Annotated in this window: 17 protein-coding genes and 3 pseudogenes; 7 read left to right on the forward strand and 13 right to left on the reverse strand. The window is 69.3% G+C overall.

Annotated features, from left to right (window positions below; all coding sequences use genetic code 11):
* Positions 1 to 177 precede the first annotated feature (177 nt).
* From CES90_RS27425 to CES90_RS27450, 7 genes and pseudogenes are all read right to left on the reverse strand, one after another.
* Positions 178 to 651 carry an NUDIX hydrolase gene (locus CES90_RS27425; RefSeq protein WP_189786729.1) on the reverse strand — a complete coding sequence of 158 codons (474 nt, stop codon included), beginning with the start codon at positions 649 to 651 and terminating at the stop codon, positions 178 to 180.
* A gap of 84 nt (positions 652 to 735) precedes the next feature.
* The gene (locus tag CES90_RS27430) at positions 736 to 1,101 is read right to left on the reverse strand and encodes a M41 family metallopeptidase (RefSeq protein ID WP_189786728.1); all 366 of its coding nucleotides are present in this window, start codon (positions 1,099 to 1,101) and stop codon (positions 736 to 738) included.
* The gene (locus CES90_RS27435) at positions 1,098 to 1,310 is read right to left on the reverse strand and encodes a DUF6919 domain-containing protein (protein WP_408646660.1); all 213 of its coding nucleotides are present in this window, start codon (positions 1,308 to 1,310) and stop codon (positions 1,098 to 1,100) included. The genes CES90_RS27430 and CES90_RS27435 overlap by 4 nt, the downstream gene beginning before the upstream one ends.
* Positions 1,303 to 1,548, reverse strand: a pseudogene (locus CES90_RS52055) (DUF6919 domain-containing protein); the annotation flags it as partial. The pseudogene CES90_RS52055 and the gene CES90_RS27435, both read right to left, overlap by 8 nt.
* The gene (locus tag CES90_RS27440) at positions 1,545 to 2,288 is read right to left on the reverse strand and encodes a hypothetical protein (protein ID WP_189786726.1); all 744 of its coding nucleotides are present in this window, start codon (positions 2,286 to 2,288) and stop codon (positions 1,545 to 1,547) included. The pseudogene CES90_RS52055 and the gene CES90_RS27440, both read right to left, overlap by 4 nt.
* 121 nt (positions 2,289 to 2,409) lie before the next feature.
* On the reverse strand, positions 2,410 to 3,366 hold the full coding sequence (locus CES90_RS27445; RefSeq protein ID WP_189786725.1) for a hypothetical protein: 957 nt from the start codon (positions 3,364 to 3,366) through the stop codon (positions 2,410 to 2,412).
* Positions 3,363 to 3,692: a hypothetical protein gene (locus CES90_RS27450; RefSeq protein WP_189786724.1), complete on the reverse strand. Its 330-nt coding sequence runs from the start codon at positions 3,690 to 3,692 to the stop codon at positions 3,363 to 3,365. The genes CES90_RS27445 and CES90_RS27450 overlap by 4 nt, the downstream gene beginning before the upstream one ends.
* A gap of 92 nt (positions 3,693 to 3,784) precedes the next feature.
* On the opposite strand from CES90_RS27450, the gene CES90_RS27455 reads away from it, so the two are divergent.
* From CES90_RS27455 to CES90_RS27470, 4 genes and pseudogenes are all read left to right on the forward strand, one after another.
* Complete coding sequence (locus tag CES90_RS27455) at positions 3,785 to 4,060, forward strand: hypothetical protein (protein WP_189786723.1); 276 nt, start codon at positions 3,785 to 3,787, stop codon at positions 4,058 to 4,060.
* A 157-nt stretch (positions 4,061 to 4,217) separates the two neighbouring features.
* Positions 4,218 to 5,201, forward strand: coding sequence for a hypothetical protein (locus tag CES90_RS27460; protein WP_189786722.1), 984 nt, complete (start codon positions 4,218 to 4,220; stop codon positions 5,199 to 5,201).
* A 51-nt stretch (positions 5,202 to 5,252) separates the two neighbouring features.
* On the forward strand, positions 5,253 to 5,903 hold the full coding sequence (locus tag CES90_RS27465) for a DUF3223 domain-containing protein (protein ID WP_189786721.1): 651 nt from the start codon (positions 5,253 to 5,255) through the stop codon (positions 5,901 to 5,903).
* 71 nt (positions 5,904 to 5,974) lie between these two features.
* Positions 5,975 to 6,887, forward strand: a pseudogene (locus CES90_RS27470) (transposase family protein).
* Between the two features lie 66 nt (positions 6,888 to 6,953).
* On the opposite strand, the pseudogene CES90_RS49940 reads toward CES90_RS27470, so the two are convergent.
* From CES90_RS49940 to CES90_RS27480, 3 genes and pseudogenes are all read right to left on the reverse strand, one after another.
* Positions 6,954 to 7,162, reverse strand: a pseudogene (locus CES90_RS49940) (IS5/IS1182 family transposase); the annotation flags it as partial.
* Between the two features lie 166 nt (positions 7,163 to 7,328).
* The gene (locus CES90_RS27475; protein ID WP_229914270.1) at positions 7,329 to 8,213 is read right to left on the reverse strand and encodes a hypothetical protein; all 885 of its coding nucleotides are present in this window, start codon (positions 8,211 to 8,213) and stop codon (positions 7,329 to 7,331) included.
* Positions 8,214 to 8,361: 148 nt separating this feature from the next.
* Positions 8,362 to 9,105: a 2OG-Fe(II) oxygenase gene (locus CES90_RS27480; RefSeq protein ID WP_229914269.1), complete on the reverse strand. Its 744-nt coding sequence runs from the start codon at positions 9,103 to 9,105 to the stop codon at positions 8,362 to 8,364.
* A gap of 1,325 nt (positions 9,106 to 10,430) precedes the next feature.
* On the opposite strand from CES90_RS27480, the gene CES90_RS27485 reads away from it, so the two are divergent.
* Both CES90_RS27485 and CES90_RS27490 read left to right on the forward strand, forming a co-directional pair.
* Complete coding sequence (locus CES90_RS27485; RefSeq protein WP_189786718.1) at positions 10,431 to 10,757, forward strand: hypothetical protein; 327 nt, start codon at positions 10,431 to 10,433, stop codon at positions 10,755 to 10,757.
* 342 nt (positions 10,758 to 11,099) lie between these two features.
* Complete coding sequence (locus CES90_RS27490; RefSeq protein WP_189786717.1) at positions 11,100 to 11,804, forward strand: GNAT family N-acetyltransferase; 705 nt, start codon at positions 11,100 to 11,102, stop codon at positions 11,802 to 11,804.
* 59 nt (positions 11,805 to 11,863) lie between these two features.
* On the opposite strand, the gene CES90_RS27495 is transcribed toward CES90_RS27490, so the two are convergent.
* Entirely contained in the window at positions 11,864 to 14,515 is a 2,652-nt protein-coding gene (locus CES90_RS27495; protein ID WP_189786716.1) for an ATP/GTP-binding protein, read from the reverse strand.
* A gap of 166 nt (positions 14,516 to 14,681) precedes the next feature.
* On the opposite strand from CES90_RS27495, the gene CES90_RS27500 reads away from it, so the two are divergent.
* A complete protein-coding gene (locus CES90_RS27500) occupies positions 14,682 to 14,927 on the forward strand; it encodes a hypothetical protein (RefSeq protein WP_229914268.1) in 246 nt (81 codons plus the stop codon).
* Here CES90_RS27500 and CES90_RS27505 read toward each other — a convergent pair.
* Positions 14,891 to 16,744 carry a zeta toxin family protein gene (locus CES90_RS27505; protein ID WP_229914267.1) on the reverse strand — a complete coding sequence of 618 codons (1,854 nt, stop codon included), beginning with the start codon at positions 16,742 to 16,744 and terminating at the stop codon, positions 14,891 to 14,893. The genes CES90_RS27500 and CES90_RS27505 overlap by 37 nt on opposite strands.
* Before the next feature lie 105 nt (positions 16,745 to 16,849).
* Positions 16,850 to 17,572: a hypothetical protein gene (locus CES90_RS27510; RefSeq protein ID WP_189786715.1), complete on the reverse strand. Its 723-nt coding sequence runs from the start codon at positions 17,570 to 17,572 to the stop codon at positions 16,850 to 16,852.
* Positions 17,573 to 17,694: the final 122 nt, after the last annotated feature.

A 17,694-nucleotide genomic window follows, 5' to 3' on the forward strand; every position in this document is an offset into this window, starting at 1 on the left:
GGCCCGGGTAGGGGGTGTTGACGGTAGTTTTGAAGCCTCGGTGGACCTTCGTCAGCGCATCCCCGACAGGTGCGTGGAGGGTTGCCGACCCGGCTCGACTCAAGCCGCGGACCTGCCGGCCAGGCCACTGGCGAACGACGCCGCCTGCAGGGCAGCCAGTCGGATGTTGATCGCGCCTCAGTGCTGGATCAGGCCGCCGACCGGGACAGCAGCGACGTGGCCGGTCGCCGGAAGCGTCTGAGCCAGGGCGAGGCCGACGTCGACCAGCGATGACCGGCGCAGGCGAGCGACATCGGGAATCGGAGTCCAGACCGACTCGGCGATTTCACCGTTCGGCTCCGGCCGCAGCTGACCGCCGGTGATACGAACCTGGTAGAAGACGCCCACATTCTGATGCTCTGGTCCGCCGGGGATGGCACGTTCGGCCGCGGGGATCACCCGGGAGTCCACGCCCAACAGGCGCTCGACCACCGCATCGCAGCCGGTCTCCTCAGCGACCTCCCGGATCACCGCGTCGAACGGATCCTCCGCGTGCTCGACCCTGCCACCCGGAAGGGTCCAGGTGCTCTCGCCCTTCGGCGGCACGTGACGGGCGAGCAGCACCCGCCCGCCCTCGATGCACACGGCGTACGCCGCCAGCCGGAAACTCATACCCCCGCACCTCCCACCGGACCCTATCCCGACGTCCGAGAGCCATTCAGCGCCATGAGCGCAGAGTGGAGCCAGATCAACTTCTTACGCCTGGAGCCACTTCAGTTCCCTGCGGTGGAGCCCAAAGAAGTGCTTACAGACAGTGCGCCCGGTCAGCGACCACTGGACTCCCTCTGCGGGCACGTCGATGACGCCGGTCACCGTGATGTGCCCCCCGTACGCCGCGGCGACGACGGCGTGCCCGGCCTCGTGGAAGGCGGCCGACCGCCGCGCCACCTCGTAGGGCAACGCCACCTTCAACAGCGGCTTCGTCGTGCCGTCGTTGTACGTGCGCCAGGACTCGATCTCGGCGGTGTCCAGGGAGGCTGTGTCATTCGCCTGGTCCACGGGGGCGTCCTGCACCGGTGTACGACCGGCATGTTCCCGGCCGGACTCGCTCACGGCCGTCATGCCAGCACCGCCTGCTGGGAGTTGAGGAAGGTGGTGAGGAACGGCCACAGCACGGTGTCCCGGCCCCACTGCAGATCGATGAGCGTGATCTGCCACGCAGTGGCGACCTTGCGTACGGCCTGGCGGTCGCAACCGGGGAAGATCCGGCGGTTCGCCGGGCTGTCTGGTCTCGGTGAGGATCCCGGCGAGGTTGAGGTCCGCAAGGACATCGATTAGGGGCAGCGTCTCAGGGTCGGGGCCGCCGGCGTGCCCGTTGGGAGTCCACAGCATCCGGCCCCGCAGCCACTGGGCTGTCAGTACCGCCAACTCCCCCAAGTCCCGGGCCTGGTACCAGGCCCGGGACTCGGCACGCCGCCGTCGGCGGGCACTACGCCACCCGGCGAGCCTGCCGCGCGTCGTCTCCGTGATGTCGACGGCCCACGGCTTCAGGGCGGCGGCCGTGCTCATGCCGTGGCCTGGACGGTGAAGACGTCGATGGTCTTGATGCCGGTGGGCAGGACCGGCTCCTGGTCCGCGTAGCCGCGCACCAGCATCCGGTCACCGACCTGGAGCGGACGCCCGAGGACCTGGTCGGCCGCAGCGCAGCGGTCGTCACGGATCCGGGCGTGCGCCGCCTGTCCCGCCTCGTCCTGCAGCAGCAGGCGCACGTACCCGTTGGCCTGCCGGATCGAGGCGATCGACACGGTGGCCTCGACGCGCGCGCCCGTCGGCACCCGCGACAGCGGCTTCCGTGAGACGCCGAGGGAGGCGTGGTGCTCGACGGGCAGGTTCCCGACCATCGGCACCGTACGGACGGGCAGGATCTCGCCCGTCCGGTAGGCGTCGGCCAGGTGGTCGAGGTACGACGGCCGGTATCCGTCCGGAAGGTAGATCAGGGCGCAGGCCTGGTCGAGCCGGGTGTACAGGTCGTTGAGCTCGTCGTCCGCAGCCCGCAGGGCCCGCCACTGCTGGTCGCTGAGCTCGTTGCCCGGGATGTTCCCCAGGGACTCGCTGGTCTGCTTCACCTCCAGGTAGCGGCGGATCGTCGCCTCCACCTCGATGCGGGGCAGGTAGCGGGCCGCGTTCTCCCGGGCGTGCTGCTCGTCGTACCACGCGGGCAGACGGTACGACGCGGGCTCCCTTCCCGCCGGGGCGAGGGCGGCTGGCTGGCCGACGTGTGTCATGACCGAAGAGGTTTCGGTGATCATCAGGGTGCCTCCGCGATTGAGAAGGAATCGGAGCACGTGCGAGGGAGGGAGGGTGACGCCGGATCACCTCCCGGGGACCCGGCGTCCGCCCACGTCTTTGCTCGGACTTCGGTGATCCGTGCTAGGTGCCGGGAGTGACGTCGTCGAGGCCGAACTCTCCGGTGACTCCGGTCTCGCAGAACAGGGCGTCGTCATGCCGCACGCCCGCCGGCCAGAGCCCCACGCCGGGGCGCTCATCGATGACGACGCATCCGCCCTCGCTGAGGAAGTATTTGAACCAGGCGAAGGGCCGCTCGCCACGGTCCATGTCGGGGTCGACCACGCCCGGGATAGCGCTGTAGGGGTAGATGGCCATGGCGCCAGGGACGGTCTCGCCCTCCTGGTCGACGCCCGGGCCGAACGTTCCCATGGACACGTCGATGCGCATGCAGGCGGTGCAGTAGCAGTGCGGACGGACGAGCCTTCCGCGGTGACCCTGCACTGACCACAGAGGCCAGTGACTGGTCCGGGGCATCCAGCCGAGACGCTTCTGATGACGGACCGTCTTGGCGCACGCCCGGCAGTTCTTCGGGATCCGCCCGTGGGCGGCGATCATCCGCTCGTATGCGGCCCGGGTGTCGGGCATCCAGAAGTCGGCGAGGTCGCCCCCGAGCCCGGAGCCCCAGTTGGGCTTGCCCTTGTGGGTGAGGGGCAGCATGTCCGGCTTGCCGGAGGCCTCCAGGGCGAGCGGCAGCAGCGCCGTGGTGTCGGCGTCGGAAGGCCACACCTCGCCGGGCAGGCTGGCTACGATGCGCGCGGCAGCCGAGGCCGCGTCCGGGCGGGTCAGGTACGGGAAGCGGCTCGCACGGTGCCCGTCGGGCGTGGAGATGTTCCAGCACTGGACGCTACTGCCCTCGTAGGCGGGGTGCTGGCTGCGCTCGTGCGGTGCGCCGTCCAGCGGGCGGGACCAGCCGGTGTGCACGACCAGGCCACCCGGCTGGAGGTAGCCGGTGCCCGGCTCCACCTTCAGGTCGTCCCCCAGAGCCGGGGCGAACTCGATCTCGCGCGCCTCGGCTGGTTCGGTGATGCCGGCGCTCACACCGACTCCTCAACGGGCTGCGGCACCATCACGACCGGGCGGCCTCGGTGGTCGAGGACTACCAGCGGACGGCGCTCGCTGGCGGCGTCGAACACGGCCTGCGCGATGTCCTGGTTGCTGTCGTCGCCCATGAAGTCCACCGGGCACTCCAGGGCGTACCGCACGGCCTCGCGTGACGCGGCGAGTGCCGGCGGCCGCAGACCCGCCGTGGTGGCGGCCTGGTCGAGGTCAGCGTCGGGCGCGTCGTGGCCGACGCCCGAGCTGAGCGCCGCGCTCACGAGGGCGCCCTGGTAGCGGGCGGGGTTGCTGCGTTCGCTGATCTTCACGGGCAGGTCCTCCACATCCAATAAGTGGCTTGCCACTTTTAAGGTAGCGCGGCACCTTGAAAGTGGCAAGCCACTTATGGGAGGTTCTTCGTATGACCCCTCAGCGACCCGACCGGCACAGAGATCCCGGGCTGACCGTCCGCCCTGGCGCTGACCTGAAACAGCAGGCCACTCAGGCGCTGAGCGACCGGGACCGCGAGATGCAGGGCTTTGTCGTGGCGTGCCTCACCGCACTGGTCGCCGATCCGGACGGCTTCCTGGAGCGGCTCGCCGAGCACTGGCCTGCCGAAAAGCCCCGCGGCCGACCGCGAAAGGCCACCTCGCCGTTGGCCGGCGGCGACGGGCCAGGCGACGCCGCCGCGAACTGACCGGCTTCCTCTCGGCAGCCAGCCGGTACCTCCGCCCCGGGCTGAGCCAGTCGGGTGATGCCTGATCCCTCGATCGGGTGACGGCACCCGTTGAGACGTGGCGGCGGGTGCAGGGTGTGCGGGGAACGATCCAGCGGAGAGAGACGGACCCCCGCAGATGACCCTGTTCGGCGTCGAGCACGTCCTCCCCCGCGACCAGGAGATGGACGCCCTGGCCGGAACCGAGCTGCGCGAGCAGGCGAACCAGGCAGTTGCCGCGCTCTCCGCGGCCGTCGGCGAGGGCCCCCAGCCCCTGTACGGCCGGGTCCTCAAACTGCTGAACCTGCCCCGGCTCTCCGGCGCCGACGACCACGACCTGCGAGAGATCCTCCGGGAGCTCCGCATCTGCGAACAGGAAGGCCGCGGCGCGTACCGCGCACGCCTGCGGCGCGTCACCCGGGTCGACCGGCCGGGAGGCATCGGCCGGCTACCCCGGCCCAGGTCGGTCAAGGGAGCGAGCGCGCCGGGCACTTGCGCGCTGTGCGGCGACGGCTACACCACGGGCGAGCTGATCGGCCGCCCTCCGTTCACGGAGGAACTCCCCTACGTGCCGATCGGCTGGCTGTGCTGGCACTGCCTGGTCCAGCGCCGCCAAGTGCCGCGCCGCCGCGACGTCCTGCTGCGCGTCTTCCACGCCCTGTTCGCCGGCGTGGAAGGCGTCGGCCTCAACGGCCACGAGTCCGGCGTCCTGCTGGACTGGCTGACCGAGGAGCCGGCCCTCGCCAACAGCAAACCGTGGACGGCCGACCCGTTGGAGAACACCCTCGTGCGGCTTCGGACCAGCGCCGCCGACGCAAACCCGGCCACCTGGCTCAGCGCCCAGACCGCGCACACCATCGTCGCCGTCCTCCAGGAGGCGCCCGCCTCCCCGAGCACGACACCCCGGGACGGCGAGACGCTCGAGGCCCTGGTCCAGCACCTGGCCGAATGGGAGACCAACCCCGCCGACGTGCGGCGCGCACAGTATGGAACGGGCTGGCGCTACCGGCAGCGGGTACTACAGCTCACCGCCCACCCCACCTTCCTGTCCGCACGCGGCGGCCCTTTCCACCTCTTCCAGTGCCGGGTCAACCCCTCGGGACAACTCGTAGAGACCGAATAGTCCGGACTGCGGGCGGGCAGCACTGCCACACACAGAAAAGGAGAGAACCCGTTGCCCAAGTTCTGGATCGGATCTCGGGAGTACCCATCCAAGAAGGCGGCGCAGGAAGCAGTCCGCGACGTGCTGTACGGATACAGCGTGGGCAGCATCGTCGACCAGGAGGAGGATCACCTGCTCCTGCTGGACCTTCTCGACCTGCACGAAGAGGCCGATGCCAAGATCGGCGTGGGCGTGGAGTCCTTTGTGATCGCGCCCCCGCTCCAGGGACCGTACCCGGGTTTCGAAGTGGTCCGCACCGACGGCACCCGGATCGACTTCTCCTACCTGGCCTGTCTGAAGCCCCCGAGCTACCGGCAACAGGTGTCCAGCGCGATGCGCGTCGAAGTCAAGGATGACGTGAGCGCCTACTTCACCTCCCGGGTGGCGGCCAACACCCTGGTCTCAGACGAATCCGGGAGTGTGCTGGACATCACCGACACCCACGTCAGCTACTACCGCGGCCCGTCGTTCGCGGAAATCGCCGCGGCGTTCGCCACAGAAGCCGGCGGATGGGACGCGATCGAGTTGACCACGTCGAGCGATCCGGGCCGAGGGAAGTTCACCGACCGCGCACTGGCTGAACGGTGGCGCAAGCATCACGGAGAGCACGCGGTGCTCGGGCTGCTGTCCTCACAGGAGAACCTGCGACGCCCCCGCCCGTGACTAACGAGTTGGTGCGTGATAGCGGATGAGGCGTCGTGCCTGGCTGGTGGCATGATCCGGCTGTGGCGATCATGGTCAATCGGGCGGTGCTGGCGCATCGGCTGTTCACGGGAATCTCTCGGCGTCATCTCGCCTGTCTGGTGCAGGAGTTGGCGGTGCCGTGGCGGGCAGGCGTCGAGGGCCGCCGCCATGCTGCGCGGGGCGGGGGCAGGAAGCGGGCCGCGGGTGCCGGCGCCCGCCATCAGCTGGTGTTCGTCGACCGGCTGGTGGCCACGCTGATCCATCTGCGGCACGATCTGCCGCACTCGGTATTGGGGCTGCTGCTCGGCGTCGACCGTTCCACCATCACCCGCGCGATCGCAGAAATACGTCCGCTCCTGGCCGAGCGGGGATGCGGTCCCCGACCGTCCCGGCCTGCGCCTTCGGACCCTGCCGGATGTGTTTGCTTACGCCCAGGCCGAAGGCATCGAGTTGAGGCTGGATGCCACCGAGATCCAGGTCCGCAGGCCACCGGCCGGCCGCAGCGGACGACGCGCGTTCGTCTCCGGGAAGAAGAAGCAGAACACGATGAAGGCCACCGTCATCGCCGACTACAAGGGCCGCACGTTATGGACCGATGCGTTGCGGCCTGGTCGTATGCACGATGCCACGGCCGCCCGCAATGAGGGCATCGCCGTCTGCTTCCAGCACTTCCCCGACGTCGAGATCCTCCTGGACGACGGCTACCTGGGCCTGAGCCGTGACCACCGTGGGCAAGCGATCACACCGCCCAGAAAACCGCGTCCGGGAGCACTGTCCGGCAGAGTCGAGCAGTGGGAACGCGACCGCCACGGGCACTCATCCGACCGCATCACCGTCGAACACGCCCTCGCCGACCACAAACGCTGGAAGCAACTGACCCGCTGGACCCACCGACGCGATCGCCTGCCCGACACCTACCGTGCCATTGCCAACCTCGTCTCCGACCGCAACACCACCGCCTGAAAACAGGCCATGAGCAGGCCAAACACGCCTCATCCGCTATCACGCACCAACTCGTAAGAGGTCATCTCATTTGGCGAGTCTGCGGTAGCAGATGAGGGTGCGGGCCGGGCTGGTGAAGGCGAGGAAGCGTTCGGCCTTGCGTTCGTCGCGGCGGTGGAGTCGGCGGTAGCCGGCGAGCCAGGCCATGGTCGTTCTATGGTCCAGCGGTGGCGTCCGAGCCGCTGCGAGGACTCGATTCCCCTGCGGGCGATGCGGTGGCGGATGCCGCGCTGGCGCCGCAACCTCGCGGGCGCACCTTCTGGTGCTGCCGTACATCCTCGTCCGGGCCGCGACCGGCAGTCAGGCCGGAGGCGGACCGGGCCGCAGCCGGTACTCGGCACCTCGGTGCAGGGTGACTGCCGACGGCCCGCCACGGTGGTCATGGACGGAGCGCGGGCCCGGTCAGAACACGTCGGTGGTCCACAGGAGGTGCATATCCCATGCGATGTCCAGGGATTCCTTCGCTCCCTGATACCACGCACGTTGCGCGGTGTCGTCCGGCACGGTGTGAAGGGCCGCGAGCACATCGGCCGGCATCCATGCTCCACCCCAGTGGCCCAGCCAGGTCCCAGGCGTCTCGGCGGGTTCCGGGGTACGCGGTATGTCGTAGCCCTCGCTCCGGAGAATCTCCAGAGCGGTATCCCGTTGATTCCTCATCAGATGCTGCGGGGAGAAGATCCCGTAGGCATCCAGACTGATTCTGTTCCCGTTCAGGTAGGCCTCCCATGCCGCCTCCGCCGTGGGCTGATCGCGCCAATCGACCACGGGGATCTCCACGGAGGGCCGCGCCGCCCACGGGCCGCCGGTACTCGCGCGCACCTCCTGCGGTGCGGATCCCACCACGACGAATGCGAGCTCGTGGCACGGGACAGGGAGCTCGATGCTCTGTCCCGTCCCGCTGTCCCAGCTGGTCGTCATTCCCGCCGCGATCCGGACGATGTACTCGCCATCGTCAAGCCCCTCATGCGCGTCGAACAGAGCGCCCTCGCGTATCTCGGCCGGCACGCCGTCCCAGTTGAAGAACCTCCGGATCGGAGGGCCCCCCGTCGCAGAAACGATCTCGAAGTCGTAGTTGCCCGGGCTGCCCAGGTCGCGGCCGAGTGCGTAGGACGAAACCCGACAGGCAATACCGTCTTTCACCACGTACGTCTTCCGGGCCAGACCGCAGGTGATGAACTTGCGACCCTCAGACGTAGGAACTCTCACCTCCAAGCGCGTCTGCATCAGGTGCAGGCCGTCCTGAGACACCGTCTCCACCCAGTCGGTGTGGATCCTCCCGTTGGTCATGCTGCTCCCCCTGCCGTTCGGTGCGAGTGGATTCGATGCCCGGCCGCGGGCAGGGCCCGATGCCGCCCGGCCCGAAGGTGGGCGATCACGGCGTGCCGGACGTCGGTCTCCGGGGTGAGGGACAACGCGACGGTGGCCTTGCCGCTGCTCAAGGCACATCTACGGGCTCGTAGAGCACGTCGGTTCTGAGTATTGTTTTCGTACCCGCAAGAAGCGGGGCCGAGTCGTGAAGCGTCCGATGCCAGAAGAGGAGCGCATCGCCCGGTTCGGGGCGGTGGGCACTCAATATTTCCTCAGGCTTCGCGAGCCGCGGCCAGTCAGAGAAGTCACGTTGCGCAAAGGGAAGATCGTTCTGCTTATCGGCGATGAACCGCGTTTCTCCGCCCACGGCCTCATACGACAGGTAGACGACGACCGTCAGGAGAGTGCGCCTTCCGTCGGGGGCGAAATAGGGCGAATCGTAGTGCGGGACAATGAATCCGCCGTGTTCGTACGTGATGAAGCGCATACGCGGATTGACGGCCGCCGGCCTCCAGGGCCTTCCGTCCGAATCCGTCGGATCGTCCGATCCCACTTCAAGCGATAGAAGCGTCCGCAGCCTGCGGTAGAATTCTGCCGCCAGGGATGTGGATTCGGCCGTGGCGCGGAGATGAGCGACGGGATCTCCCTCTGCATAGTTGGCGGCAATGCCGTCTCGGCCCACCGGGGCAAAGCACTGGGCGGCCAGTTCGGTCGCGAATGCCTCCACTTCGGCCGGAGTGAGGAAATGGCGAATCACCTTGGCGTTGGCCTTTGGGATCTCCGATTCGATCGGGGTCCATGAGTCATCGGCAGATATTCGGCTCAGCGCTTCTTCGGAGAGCTCAAAGGGATTTACCGGTATTTCGAACATGATCACTTCTCCGTGCTGAGGCCGTCGTCGATCCCAACGTGGCCGTGGGCCCCACAGCCCGGAACGGCCGCGGGCAGCGCATTGAGGTGGACGGCGGGACCGCGGGCCACGTACTTGTGCGCTTCGAGTCCGTGGAGGGGCTCGAAGCCCCTGGAGTCAATGCCTGCAGGGAGCGGGGACCACTGGGCGGTTATCGTCACGATGACGATATTAGGTCGGGGTGAGCCCACAAAGCAAGCAGGACGTACCCAACGCGGCGGAGAGGGCCGGGAGACGGGGCCGGGACCGGCTCAGGGGACTACCGAGGCGAGGTAGTCCCACGCGGCGCTGGGCTGCTCCGTACCGCAGTGGCTGACGCCATCGAGGGCGTCGACCTTGCCGGGCACCGACCAGGTGCGAGTTCCCTCCGCGGGCGCCCTTCGCGCGCTAGGGTCGTAATGCCCGCAGGGCCACGGGAGTTGAAAGAGGCGGCATGCTGGACGAGTTGGTATCGGCGGCAGCGGCGGCGGGCGGATCTGCAGTGGTCCAGGCAGCGGGGACTGACCTGTGGAACGGTTTTCGGGGCCGGGTCGCCGAGTGGTTCGGGCGTGGGGACGCGGTGCGGGAGAGCCGTGAGCTGGAGCGGCTGGACCGCAGCGCGTCCGAACTGTCGACGGCCGGCCAGGACGAGGTGGAGCGGCTCCGGGTGCGGCACGAGGGCGTCTGGCAGGCCGGATCGAGACCCTGCTGGAGGACCTGGACGGGGTCGAGCGCGACCAGGCGGTGGCGGAGCTCAGCAAACTCATGGCCCAGGCCCGCCCATAGCCCGGCCCCGCGGACGCCGGCCCCGCCGAAGTGTCCGGCAACACGTGCAACGGCCCCGCCGCCTTCCAGATCGGCGGCGAGCAGCACGTCCAGTTCACCGGCCCACAACCTGACATCGGCAAGGTCCCCACCCATAACCCCACCAACGACAGATCTGGCCAGCAGTCACGGCAAGCACCGTTGCAGTACTAACTCCCCCTGCCTCTCGTAGACCGGGTCCAAGTTGACCTGCCAGTCCTGCACACTGGCGATCACCCTTTTTGCGCGCAGACCCCCTGCTTTAGCTAGCTCACCAACGCCGCCGACACGCTTGCCGAGACGGCGTGGGACCTGACCACGGCCTTCGTCCACATACCCAGCTGCTCACGCTGGCCGGCATCATCCCAGGGGCCAAGCCCACGCAGATCCCAGGGAGCCGGTCTGTTCCTTAAAGTTCAATGCCGAATGCGAGGCCGGTTGTCGGTGAGGGCTGGCACACTCTCTCCCGACCGCATCGCCCCGGAAAGGACGGCACGCCGCGCATGGAGACATTCACGTTCGGGCCCTTCGCCGCCGGAGCAACCGCCTTCGCCATGACGGCCGGAATGATCTACATGACCCGCATGCGCAAGGAACAGGGCCTGCCCAGCGGCTCCCTCTTCCTCGTGCCGTGGGTGGTCGTCCTCACCGCCATCTCCCTGGCGCCGTGGGCCCTTTCCCACACCATCGACGGCCACAAGCCCGGCGACGTATTCAACGCCTGGTCCATCGGCTTCCCTATCGGTATCTTCCTCGGCTCCTTCGGTGGAATCCTCTGGACCCTCGCCGCCCTCAAGACGCACTTCCCCGAACGGTACGGACGGCGATAACCGCAGCCCGCACGACGGAGGCCGCCATCCCCAGTGGGATAGCTCATCCTCGCGCCGGAGCCGCACAGCGGCGGCGGCTTGGGAGTTGCCCGTGGAGGGAGACTGCGCTGTTGGTCCGCGACTGCTGGCCGCTCCCACTCCCCCACCCCGGACTCTGTTCGCTGGCCCAAAACGCGCATCCCGCCTCCGCCGCCCGGACTCCCCTGCCCGGAGTTCCGTTCCAAACGGACACCCATCCGTGCAGGTACCGGCCGCATCGCCCACCCGAAGACCTGGGTAGCAAACACCAGCACCCCGCAGAAATTCGCGGGCACCGTCCCTCACACGCAGGAGGAGGCCCCGGTGGGCAAGCGGAAGAAGAAGCACCTTGACCAGGCGAAGCCGTTCCGTATCCGAACCGCCCGGTTTTCGGACGAAGACGCCATGATGCGCCTCCTCGCCCTCGCCGACCCCGACGACCCCGCACCCTTCGAGAGCTCGCGCACCGTCTTGTTACGAGGCCCCCAGGGCCCTCTCTCCCACGGCCTCGCGCTCCTCCTGGTCGCACAGCACCAGGACGGCGCCATCGTCGGCGCGCTCACCGCCTCTCCGCCCGACTGGATCGTCACACATCCCGGCATCACCGGGGAGCACAACCAATCCGCCCTGCTCAACCGGCTCGGCACCGTCCACGGAGTCGCCGTCGACGAGCCCTACCGAGGCCATGGCATCGCCTGCGCACTCATCGCCGAAGCGGAGCGTCACCTCGGCCGTCAGGGGTACGGGCTGATCACCATGGACCACAAGCCGGAGCTGACCGACTTCTACACCCGCCTCGGCTACGCCCACGGCGCCCAGCTCGTCATCCACACCCCCGGTCCCCTGATCGCCCAGCCCGCCCACACCGGCATGATCCACTCCTTCAAGCCGCTGGAAAGCAACGTCCGGCTGCGCGCTGTTCCCGGCTATCCCGAGCCGATGGTCTCCGGCCTGGTCTCCCGCACCCACATTCCTGCGGGCTCCCAATTCCTGCCTGGACGCGGCCTGTTCGTTCCCCGCGGTGCATAGCCCGCAGGCAGCACCTCAGCCGCCCAAGCACGTCGGCGGTCCGACTGCGGGCCGCGGTGCTACCGGGCGGTGCGCAGCAGGTCGCGGCGTGCGGTGACCAGGGCCCGCCACCGGGTGCGGGTGGTGTGTTCGCCGTCCAGCCAGCGCGGCGGGGTGTGGCCGGTGGGCAGCGGCAGGCCGGCCATGAAGTGCGCGATGTCGGTGTAGTAGGCGTATGCGCCGTCGCTGGACTGCTCGCGGAGCCGGGCAATAGTGGCGTTCAACCCTTGGTGGTCGTCGAGGACGGCCTGGTGGAAGGCGACGGCGACTTCGAGAGTGGACGTCATCGAGGTGAGGCCCGCGACGTCGAGTTCGGTGCGCACGGTGCGGGCACGGTCGTCGATGGCCGGGCTGCCGGCGTCGCGGATGAGGGAGGCGATGGCGGCGTTGATCGTCGAAGCCCGCAGGTCGAGGCCGGCGAGGAGCTGCTCGGCGAGGTCGAGTTCGTCGTCGGCCTGACCGGGGTCGACGAACGCGAGGGCGAGGGCGCGCAGGGCCTGGCTGTGGGCGGCTTCGCCGGCTTTGGCGTGCTGTTCGGCTTCGAGGCGCCCGGCCAGGTACGCCTCGGCCGCGCGTTGTGGTTCTCCCTGGATCCAGTACAGGTCACCGAGGACGCGCTGGTGGCGGCCCTCCCACCCGAGGATCTGTGCGGCGGCGAGCGTGGTCGGGAAGTCGCCGGCCAACCGAGCGGCCTGCGCAAGGCCTCGGCGGGCGGCCTGGGCCAGGCGGCCCCCGCCGTCGGCCACCTGCTGGTAGTCGAGGCGTGAGTCCTGGATGCGTCCGATGTCGCGGAGTGCTTTGGCACGGTAGTAGACCGGCATCTCCTGCAGCTCGGCGGGCAGCAGGCCGGAGTCGATGACGGCGGTGAGCCGCTCCACGGTGCGGGCTCGGTGCTCGCGTTGCCGGCGGGCCAGGGCGCTGAGTGTTTCGACCAGCGCGTCGGCCGGCGTCGACAGCACGGCGCTGTCGTGGCCGTGGGTGGGCGGCGCGAGCGGCTCCCACACGGAGTCTGAGACGTAGGAGAAGGCGGCCTCGGCGAGCCAGCCGAGCTCGGCGAGGTTGAAGTCGCGGGCCAACCGCAGCCCTTGCCGCAGGACACCGATGAGTACCGCGCGGTCCCTGCGCGGCCCGTGGGCCCACTCCTCGCCGAGGGCGGCCTGCGCGCGCAGGGCGGCCCGGTGCCAGTCCTGCTCGGACCACCGGTCGTCAGTCTGGTCGTCGGCGTTGCGGATCGCGGAGCGGACTACCTGATGGAGGTGGAAGGGCCACAGCCCCGTCAGGTCCTCGCGGATGAAGGGACGTTCGGTCAGCCGCAGGGCCGCCGCATCGCGCGTGAGCCCGGCCACCTTGGTGGCCAGCGGCACCGAGAAGGCGTCCAGCAAGGACACCGAGCGCAGCACGTGGCGTTCGTCGCTGGTCAGGTCGCTGAGGGTGCGGGAGATCAGGGCGGGGAAGTCGCCGAAGTCATCCGGCTGCGGCACGCGGCCGCTGCGCCGTATTTCCAGAAACCGCATGACGGCCAGGTCGAGGTAGAGGGGCAGGCCGTGGGAGCGTTCGGTGATGGCTCTGCGCAGGTCCGGCCCGATCAGCGGCTGCCCGTTGTGGGCCAGGCGGCGGGCGAGGTGGTCGTCGCAGTCCTCGGGGGAGAAGTCGCCGACCAGGATCTGCCGTACTGCAGGGCCGCCGCGTGTGCGGGCGCCCGGTACGTGTCCGGCCAGGCCGGGCCACGCGGCGGGGCCGGTCCAGTCGAGCTGTCCCTGCAGGCCGTCCTCGGCCCACTGCAGCCGGTCCCGCCCGGTGATCACGAAGAAGGCGTTGGGCATCAACCACACGATGCGCTGCAGCAGCCGCTCGAAGTCGCGGTGGGTACGGTCCCCGACTTCCTCGAAGCTGTCGAATAAGACCACCAGGGTGGCACGCTGAACAGCGGGGAGCTGGGCCAGGTCCCAGGCGAGCAGATGAGTGGCGAAACTCAGCGTCTCCAGGTCCGGTTCGGCCTCGAGTATGTCGGCCAGGCGACTGCAGCCGGCCAGCGCGCGTACGGTCTGTCGCCGCTCGCGCAGCGCGCCGACCAGCGCAGTGGTGAGCTGGCCGACGGCGCCCCCGATAGTGCCGGGCATGGCCAGGGCCTGGGCGACATCGGCCAGCGAGGACTGCAGCTGGCCCGGCAGATTGACCGCGTTGCTGAACCGGCTGAACATCCCGCCGCGCCGCAGGTACTCCTCCAGCGGCTCGCCCGGGTGGTTGCGTTCCCAGTGCCGGCGCAGAGCCAGATCGAAGGCGGGCATCGGCCGCCCCAGAGCGGCGACCGCCAGGCGGATCGACAGCACCACCCGCTCGAAGTCGACGCCACTGGAGCGGGCGAGATCGATGCGCACCGGCAACAGCCGCTCGATCGGCCACCCAGGCGCGGCCCACTGCTCGGGGCGCCCGCCCGGGTGTGTGAGCGACGCCTCGGTCTTGCGGGAGAACGTCGATTTCCCGATCCCGCCGACCCCGTGGGCGACCAGAACGTTGTGCCGCGGGCTGGCCAAGTCCTCTACATCGAACGACGGGTTGGCGACACGCTGCAGATGGTCGGTGAGCGCTGCGACGACGGCCTGCCACTGGGCCTCGCGGTTAGTGAACGCCTCCTCGGCCGCCACCGACCGGTCATTCGCACCGAACAGCATTCGCAGATCCCGCGCCACGACACCCCCCAGGAAAGATCATCAGCGTAGCAACCACTGCGATCCCCGGTAGCGCCCGGCGGCGGTTTTCCGCACCACGGGCACCGGGCCGCATCTTCTCAGCCGGGGACAATGACGGGCCATCACCCCGATACCCGAAGGACATCCCTTGTCTGAACACGTGACCCCCGAGGCCGTCGAGCAGCTGATGCAGGAGGTCAGCGCCTGGTACGCCGAGCAGATCATCAAGGAGCGGCGCGCCGGCGTGCCCGACGCCGACCGCCTCAAGACCCTGCAGGACGAGCTGGCAGCATGTGCCGCCGACCAGCAGGCCCTGCAGGACGCCGACGAGAAGGAAGTCGCCGAGATCGCCTCCCGCTACGCGGCCCGCTTGAAGGAACTCAAGGGCCAGTAACCGGGCCCCTCGCGATGGGAGAGGACGGGCAGCGCCGCCATGGAGACCGTAGAGGCGAGGGCACGCGGCCGCAGGTGGACAGGCATCAGAGGCCAGGCCAGCGCGGCGATCTCGACCAGATCCGGCCGGTACTGCGGCAGCTCACCCTGCACTTGCTGCAGCGTGGCCAGGAACTGCGCCGCTTCGGCCGGGGTATACCGGCGCTGCTGCTCCGCCTCCACCACGTGCCCGCCCCGGGGAGGCCGCGCCCACGCACCGCCCGGGGTGCGCTCGTTGCGGTACACCGCGCTCAGGTCCCTGCGGATGACAGAGACGGAGTCGACGATGTCCGGCTCGTCCTCGGCCGCGCGCACCACATCGGCAAGCACGTGGAAGGACACCTGATGGGCGGCCGTCGAGGTGAACCGGGGTGTGCCGCCCATGCGGGCCACCTCGGCGCACCGGGCCGCGATGCCCAGACGGCTGTCCGCGGCCCGTACCCCCAGCACGATCAACTCCACGCGGCAGCCCGCCGCACGGTTACGGCGCGCCCCGTCCAGGAAGTGCGCAACGCTGTCCGGGGCGATCTCGATCAACTGGTCGCCGCGGCGCTCGCGCACGTACGCCTCGGCCTTGTCCTGCCACGCCCGGTAGTCGTGACGGATCCGGGCCGACGCCGTACGCGGCTCCTCCTCAAGGAGCCGGCGGTAGTCGGGGTGGACGGCCTTGAACATCCCGCCCTCGATGCGTGTGGGGCGTCGGGCGCGCAGCACGCGGCGCAGCGTTCGCGCCGCATGCGTCTTCCCGGCGCCCTGCGGACCCATCACATACAGCACCACCGGCCGGTCGTGGGCCGTGATGCTGCCCAGGTACATCGGCACGATCAACTCGTCGAAGATGTACGCGTGCTCGTCGGCAGACAGGCGGTGGTAGTCGACCCCGGGCGGCACGGTGAGCGGCTGGGCGATGCGGCGTACCGGCTCGGCCAGGGCAAGTGTCCGCTCCAGACCGCCAGCAACCAACAGGCGCCGCTCCGGCGTGCTCACCGACGGGTGCAACTGCTGTTCCAGGGCCCGTGCCTGGCGGCGGAATCGCCAGGTCTCCGGCGCCGTCCACGGCCGTGCCCGCGCAGCCTTCAGCGCCTGGTGCGCGCCCGCCGGGGAGGCGCCGGCCCCGTCCGTGCCCGGCCCGCTGTCGTACAGCACCTGAAGGTCACGCCGCACCACCATGACCCGGTCGGCCAGCCGTTCAGTCTCGATGACCTCCACGGACCGCAGAAGGCGGCGCATGACGTGGTCCTGGTTGTCCCAGGACACGTACCGGCCGGCGCCGTCCTCGGCGACCTGGGCGAGGTAGCGCTCCAGAACGCTCAGCTGCGTCACGGCCTCCGCCTCGGCCAGCACCACCACCTCAACGCGGTACCCGGCCGCCCGGTAGGCACGGGCCTGCTCGGGGTCGGCGGGGGGCGTTTCCACCAGCGCGTCGAACCGCTGGCCTCGCACGTACTCCTCGACCTCGGCCTGCCACCGCAGCACGTCCGGCCGTACCTTTACTCCCGCGGTGCGGTCATCGCTGCGCAGGAGACGCCGGTAGGCGGGGTGCGCCGACTTGTAGAGGTCGGGGCCGATCAGCACCGCGCCGCCCCGCCGGTCGAGCATCTGCTTCAACACCTGGCAGGCGGTGGACTTTCCGCTGCCCGGCGGGCCGCCCACCAGCACGGCCACGGGCTGCTCCTGCGGGACAGCGCCCCTGGTGCAGGCAGGCAGGATCTGCGACGCCAGGATCTCCTTGTGCTCAGGCTCGGGCAGCACGACCGAGCGGATATCCGCGTCCTTCACCGCAATCCCTTCTTCTTCTCCTGGAGCCGGCGGCCGTCCCGGGCCCTCAGGTGGTACGCCTCGGACGAGTAGCTGCGGCTGGTCATCGGGTGCTCTCCGCCTCGGTCAGAACCAGTGGGGACGGTAGGCGCCGCCGACGCGGGTGGGGCAGTCGTCGCCGGGCCGGAGCGGGAGCTCCCCCGCCGTGTACGCCGTGGCGATCGCCTCGGCGTCGAGTTCACGGCCGCCGACGGCGGTGAACTCCCATTTGTTCGGCTCGGCTTCGCGCCAGCCAGCCGGGTCGAGTTCGTAGATGCGCCTCACGATGCCGTCTACGGCGACGATGGCGTACTTCGCCTCTGCGCGGACCTTTTTGCCGATGGGCCAGACGCCGCGGTCGCTGTCGTACTGCTCGGGACCGCCGACCTCTCCGACACGGATACGTGCGTCATCGGGGTACTCGCGTACACGGTCGCGGCGCGAGATCACCACGGCGACGTTCTCGCCACGCCGCAGGTCGCCGAATCGCTTGGCGGCGGCCTGACGGCTGACCTCAAGGGCCTCGGCGACTTCGTCCCAACTAGCGCTGTGCTCCAGGGCCTGGCCGACGTCGAGGCGCAAGCTGGATCCGATCAGCGTTTCGAGGTGTTTGTAGATGGCGACCCGAGCCAACCGGGCGGCCTTGATCTGGTCATCGCTGAGGCCAGCGTCGTAGAGGCTGATCGGCGGGTCGTCCGGCCCGAGACCGGCCGCACGCCGGGCGAATACCCACGCCAAGTCGTCGATGCTGGAATGCAGTTCATCACGGTCAGCCCCCTCTAGGGGATGCCGTCCCATCTCGCCACTCATGAGGCAACCCTAGTAATCTCCTCTCTTGATCGCAAAGGGATTACCAGGGTTGCCCCATCTGTTCAGGTCCGGATACGACCTGCCTGTCCGATAAGCCGACCTTGTGCGCCCGTGCGCCCGTG

It is taken from the genome of Streptomyces capitiformicae, assembly GCF_002214185.1.
Classification (GTDB): domain Bacteria; phylum Actinomycetota; class Actinomycetes; order Streptomycetales; family Streptomycetaceae; genus Streptomyces; species Streptomyces capitiformicae.